At 53.0% G+C, this 5,686-nt stretch carries 7 protein-coding genes and 2 tRNA genes; 2 read left to right on the forward strand and 7 right to left on the reverse strand.

Annotation, left to right across the window (positions count from 1 at the left end):
- Positions 1-285: 285 nt before the first annotated feature.
- Positions 286-362, forward strand: a tRNA-Pro gene (locus tag ACTTKG_RS08705).
- 2 nt (positions 363-364) lie between these two features.
- Positions 365-441 (forward strand) — tRNA-Arg (locus ACTTKG_RS08710).
- A gap of 94 nt (positions 442-535) precedes the next feature.
- On the opposite strand, the gene ACTTKG_RS08715 is transcribed toward ACTTKG_RS08710, so the two are convergent.
- The 7 genes from ACTTKG_RS08715 to ACTTKG_RS08745 form a co-directional block, all read right to left on the reverse strand.
- Positions 536-1,615: a DUF6115 domain-containing protein gene (locus ACTTKG_RS08715; RefSeq protein ID WP_442673824.1), complete on the reverse strand. Its 1,080-nt coding sequence runs from the start codon at positions 1,613-1,615 to the stop codon at positions 536-538.
- 184 nt (positions 1,616-1,799) lie between these two features.
- Positions 1,800-2,141 carry a hypothetical protein gene (locus ACTTKG_RS08720; RefSeq protein ID WP_442673825.1) on the reverse strand — a complete coding sequence of 114 codons (342 nt, stop codon included), beginning with the start codon at positions 2,139-2,141 and terminating at the stop codon, positions 1,800-1,802.
- 51 nt (positions 2,142-2,192) lie between these two features.
- A complete protein-coding gene (locus ACTTKG_RS08725) occupies positions 2,193-3,596 on the reverse strand; it encodes a DUF342 domain-containing protein (RefSeq protein WP_442673826.1) in 1,404 nt (467 codons plus the stop codon).
- A gap of 23 nt (positions 3,597-3,619) precedes the next feature.
- The gene (locus tag ACTTKG_RS08730) at positions 3,620-4,378 is read right to left on the reverse strand and encodes a FliA/WhiG family RNA polymerase sigma factor (protein ID WP_442673830.1); all 759 of its coding nucleotides are present in this window, start codon (positions 4,376-4,378) and stop codon (positions 3,620-3,622) included.
- A gap of 24 nt (positions 4,379-4,402) precedes the next feature.
- Positions 4,403-4,789, reverse strand: coding sequence for a hypothetical protein (locus tag ACTTKG_RS08735; RefSeq protein ID WP_442673827.1), 387 nt, complete (start codon positions 4,787-4,789; stop codon positions 4,403-4,405).
- Positions 4,790-4,803: 14 nt separating this feature from the next.
- Positions 4,804-5,289, reverse strand: a complete 486-nt coding sequence (locus tag ACTTKG_RS08740) for a chemotaxis protein CheD (protein ID WP_442673828.1) — start codon at positions 5,287-5,289, stop codon at positions 4,804-4,806.
- A 1-nt stretch (position 5,290) separates the two neighbouring features.
- The coding region (locus tag ACTTKG_RS08745; protein WP_442673829.1) for a chemotaxis protein CheC at positions 5,291-5,686 on the reverse strand (396 nt) is incomplete at its 5' end.

Here is a 5,686-nt window from a genome sequence, read left to right on the forward strand (position 1 = left end):
CAAAAATCATGACAAGAATGGCATCGCGCTCTTCACGCTTGAAGAGCGCCGCATTCTCCGCGGCAAGTACGCCAAGACTTGCCGCTCTTCTCAACGCCCTGCCTGCCGTCTTGACCTCATCATGGAGCTTGTAACCCGTATGTGCCATATATGTATCGCCTCTTTCCTGCATCGTTAACTTAACCTCATACAAAATATTCTGCCTCAGGACAAAACCTTGACAAAGCGCACAGCGTCCTTTATAATTTCCTTATTGCGCATGATACACTTTGCATGTGCGATTTTCGGGGCATGGCTCAGTTTGGTAGAGCACCTGGCTTGGGACCAGGGGGTCGCAGGTTCAAATCCTGCTGCTCCGACCATCGCGTCAGTAGCTCAGTCGGATAGAGCAACGGCCTTCTAAGCCGTGGGTCGGGGGTTCGAATCCCTCCTGTCGCACCAGACATGTACGGGACTTGGCATTTTATGCCAAGCCCTTTTTATTTTACTAAGAGCAGCGCACAATGTCCAAGAAGCGAGCGTTTGTTCGTGCAGTTTACTCTTCCTGCGCCGCTTGATTCTTCGTCTCCTGTGTTCGCTTCTCTATATGCCTTATGAGTTCGATCGCGCCAAGCCCCAGTCCCAATCGCTGAGAAATCTCTTCGACGCTCAGCCCTTGACGCAAAAAGGCGCGGATCTGCTCCTGCTGTTGCTTCAAAACCGCATGTGAAGACGCCTCATTTCCTTCTTCGATCTCATCTTCCGATGCAAAAGTCAGTGAATCTTCTTCGGACGGCTCATCCTCTGCCTCTGCCTCTTCATCTTCCGACGAGACATCCTCCGTGCGCTCCTCGTCGTCCGGCGCAACATCCTCTCCTTCCTCTTCGCCTTCTTCTTCGTATGCCGCATATTCGATCTCGTCCGCATCCGGATATTCGTACGCTTCAGCCACCTCTTCTTCCTCAGTCTCGGCATACGAATCGACAGCCATCGATGTGTGCGCGGCATCGAACGAAGTCTTCGCCAAACCTTCCACCCGTGCCGCAGCGCGATCATAGTCCGCAGCCTTTGCTGCATCCGGCGACGTCCACTCTTCCGGATGCAGCTGCAAGTCAATAGAGCCGCCTACCGTTCTTCCTGTCATCTGTTCCATGAGAGCAGCATGAAAATTCGTCGCTTCCTCCACCGGAGACGTCGCCGAAGACATGGGAGCAGCCGCCCCAACCGTCTGCTGCGATGCTAGAGAGGCGTTCATCTGGTGCGCAGTGCGCGACTGCGCCGCCGAAGTCGTTTGTTGAGCTGCTGCGGGGGGCGCAGCAGCGAAATTCATCTGCGCTGGAAGAGCGCCGAGCTGTGCGCCATAGACCTTTTCCCACTGTGCCAAAGCATTCAGCCGTTCATCGAGCGCCGCTTTCTGTGCATTCGCCTCTGCCAAAATCCTCTCCAAGCGTTCGACATGAATCTGCATCCTGCCGATGACGGCGTCACCCGAGCGCTCGATCTCATAGCGCAGGCGACTGGCAGAAACTTCCACCGATTCTTGTTCCTTCCCTTTCCCCTTATGCAAAAGCCGCCGCATGACGAGGACGAGCACCGCCCCCAAAACGATCAAAGCGCCCAAAATTTCCGTGATCACTTCTCGCAGCTCCCCTTATCTTTAAAAATATACATACGCTCTGCTCTCTTTAGAAATAGGGCTGCCGCATGAGCCTAATGCGGCTATGCGACAGCCCCTTTAGCAGGAAGCATGGATACATTCAGTCACCCATTTTCACACGTCCGGGCAACTTCATTTTATCGGCGCTTCCTATAGGACACCTCTACAGCGATATATCAATGTTACGTCCGCGAAACACATCGACAGCCAGTCTCTCCGTCGGCGCCTCATCCTCATCCGCCTCATGGCGACCGCCTCGATCCCCACGTCTGCCGCGTCCCTGCTTCTTACGGCGTTCAGGATCATCTTTGATACGCTCTTCCTCCGCTTGATCTTTCTTTCTGACCTGCGTTTGTTTCAACGCCGTTTCCTGCTTGTCGCGCACGGCTTGGAAATCCTGCTGCAGCGCGGACTGCTGGTTCATATTGTGCTGCACCTGCGTCGCTTCGGATGTGCGCGGTACGATCGCCTGCAAGCTCATTGGGGTTACATCCATGCGTTCCATCCGTCCTTTCCGAACAGTTCAAGCAAAAGAAATCACGAAAAAGGCAAAAAATCAATACGCACCTGTGCGGATCTGATCACCCTCGACACTCAAAGTGCAACGCTTCTCCTCGGAATGAATATTTTTGATAACATTGTTGATCTTGAGCTTCACGCCCGGATAAATCGTATCAGCGGCACGGATGCGGCCGCGTTTCATGCTCTGGATCTTTTCCTCAAGTTCGTCCATTTCCTCCACGAGACTCTCAAGGCGCTCCTCCACCTGGAAGCGGGCCTTCCCGAGCTGCGCAACCAACTCCTGCCGTTCGGGCGGCAGCTTGCTGAGGTCAACCTTGCCAAGCGTCGTAAGCGTCTTTTTGATATCATCGAGCTTCTTCTTCGTATCGCCATATTCCTGACAAACACTCTTGTATTGACGCTGCACCATAGGATTGATACCGACTTCGAGCTTCGTCGCGACATTCGCAGGGTTTCCGATCTGCGTCGCCTCAATTTCTTCGCCGGCAAAGGTCGAACCGCCCATGATCTGCCCGCGTTTTCCAAGTACCGTGACTTTTCTGCCCGCCCGCACTTGAGAATTCAGGACAACGTCTGCAATCGCGACATCCTTGCCCGCTTCGATCTCGGCATTTTCAGCAAAAAACGCGGTAAGCGTCTCCTTCGCCTTGACAAAACCGCGATTCATGCCTTGAATGCCGCCCTTGATGAAGATATTACGCCCCTCAACCTCAGCGCCCGAAACGATGCCGCCAACCTCGATATCACCTGTCGCTTTGACGACGAAGCCCGCCTGCACACTGCCCTGAACAGCAACGGCGCCGGTAAACTCAATATTTCCCGTACCAACGCCCACATCTTCCTTGATCACAAGACGCGGATCAACGCCGATGATTTTGCCCGTATCAACGATCTGTCCGTCAATATCGGCATAGAGAAAGTTCTCATCGCGAATCGAAGAATTTTTGCCCGCCTTGAACACCAGCGGCCGCCCCTTCTTCTGATTGATCTTGCCGCCGAGAACATTCATGCCGGGCGCGCCATCCGTCTGCAGGATCCTTTCAGCGAGGAGATCCCCCTGCTTTACCAGCACAAAGAGATTCATATCCTTGTAGTCTGCACGATCATATTGATCGGTCTTAGGACGCCCCTTGACGCCGAGATCGTAATTCTTCTTCAGATAGGCATCCTCACCGTGCTGCGGCTCCTGCCCGAGCGCCGCCTCAAAATCCTGCCCATCCTTTGCCCCTTGCTCGATCGCTTTCTCATCGAAGCCGAAGACAACGCCTTTGTCCTGAAGCGCCTTCTTAATCATCTCCGGCGTCGGATAAACGTCGGAATCCGTATGGTCGAAACCAACCGTCGCCACCATCTTGTCCGAGCTGATATGGATGTTGATCTTACTGTAGACCGGTCTGTCTCCGTCAGCCGCAGACGCTCCCATTGCATTATCGCTCATGCCCTATGTGCCTCCTTTGTGCCTCATTCCATGAGACTCGTTTTCCACCTAGCCAAAAAGCCCCTGAGCCGAAAGACCGCTTTCGTATGGAGCTGAGAAATTCTCGCCTCCGAAAGATGCAGAATCAAGCTGATTTCCTTCAAAGTGAGTTCTTCATAATAATAGAGTGAAACAACCGTGCGCTCCTTTTCAGGCAGCTGGTCAATCGCTTTCGCCAAAGTATCGCGCAGTTCATTCTTCTCAGCATTTTCTTCGGGATCAATCGTTTGTGAAGACGGTGATTCCGTTCGCACATACTCTTCCAGCGGAATGACCGTTGCAATATTTGTCTGTGAAACGAGATCGTGCAATTCCTTTTTCGATATTTTGAGTTCATCGGCAAGCTCATCGTCAGTTGCCGAACGCCCCAAGCGCCCTTCCAAATTCGTCACAGCCTGCTCATACCGCCGAATCTTTTGCCTTTTCGATACCGGTATCCAATCCATCGTGCGCAAATAGTCGAGCATGGCGCCGCGAATGCGCACGCCGCCATACGTTTCAAACTTATTGCCGCGCTCAACATCGTATCGCTCAATCGCATCAAGCAAACCAAAAAAGCCGCTCGAAACGAGATCATCACGATCAACATGCGCAGGCAGACCGACGACAACACGTCCTGCAATAATATTGACGAGCGGCAAATACTTTTCGACAAGCCTGTCACGAACTTCCGGTGAGCGCGTCTCGCGATAAAGTGACCAAAGCGTTTGGATTTCTGCGGAGGGGGGGTCTGCTTTTTTCATCAATCAAGCCGCCTCCTCGTCTAGTCATTCTCCCTGTGGGGCAGCAACGACAGGCTCTTCCGTGATCGCCGATTCCAAATCCTGCTCCGAGCCTTCCGATTGCATATCTGCCGTTTCCCCATCTTCTTCGACATCTGCCGTATCTTCTACCTCATCTGTATCATTCGTCGCAGATGGCGGTTTTCCTTTTTTCACAGCTGGAATATCCGCTTCAGCCGTTTGTGCAAAAAGAGCCGGAAACTGCTTCTCCATGAGGAATGTGACGAGAAACACGAGAGCAGTAACAACGAGAAATACAGCAAAGCTCCTCCCCGCAATCGTCGAAAACCGCGCACCTGCGGAAACGGCGCTCAAGACGGCAAGAAAGGCTGCTATGACGCCCGAGACAAGCGCTGTTCCAATCTTAAACAAAGTCCCTGCCTCCGTCAAATGATTTTTTCACCACGGTCGATCGTCTTGACCTTGTAATCGCCCGTTGTCAAGTCAATCTGCACCGTGCGTCCGTAGGTTCCGCCCGTATCTTCAGCAATGATCCGTATACCTTCCTTAGCCAGCGCTTTTTTGGCAGCTTCGGCATTCCTAAGCCCCACGCGCATGACATCGGATGCATTGGCAAAAGAAAACATCTGCGCACCGCCTGCAATCTTCGCGACGAGCCTGCTCTTCACCGCACCGAGCTTCAAGACCTCCCCGAGCATTAAAGGTACGCCTGTATCGGCAAACTTTGCATGATTCTCGTGCGCTCTCGCCTGCGTACTGTCGGGCAGCATGATATGGAGAAGGCCTCCAACTTTTGTCTGAGGATCGTAGAGGGATATGCCGATACACGATCCAAGACCATAGCTGATGATCTGCTGCGGAGCCTTACCGACTTTGTAATCCGCGATTCCTACGCGTAACATATCAGCCATATCATCCAACCCCCACTGCCGAAAGAATCATTTCCATGGAGCCTGGATCCGGCACGAGGAAGAAGTGTCCGCGAAGCTCATCATCCTCCGCAAGGAACTCCGTCTCAATGACCATGGCATGATCCCCCATCTGTCCGAGCTGCACGAGCACGACATTCAAAATCGCACCTGCCATATCCATAGCAAGCGCCGGTATGGAGGGGATCAAGGAGAGGTTCGTGAAACTATAAAGCGCGTTGAGATAGGCGCCCGCTAAAATATTGCCGATTTCCATTAAGGCAGATTCCGCCATCATATCAAGATGCGTCGTCTCCCCCGCTTCCTTGCCCATAAGAGCATCCACGAGGTAGAAAGCGCTGTCTTGCGGCATGAGAAACAGGATGTTGCTCGGCGCCTT

Origin of the sequence: Selenomonas sp. (assembly GCF_052169755.1) — a bacterium.
Taxonomy (GTDB): domain Bacteria; phylum Bacillota; class Negativicutes; order Selenomonadales; family Selenomonadaceae; genus Selenomonas.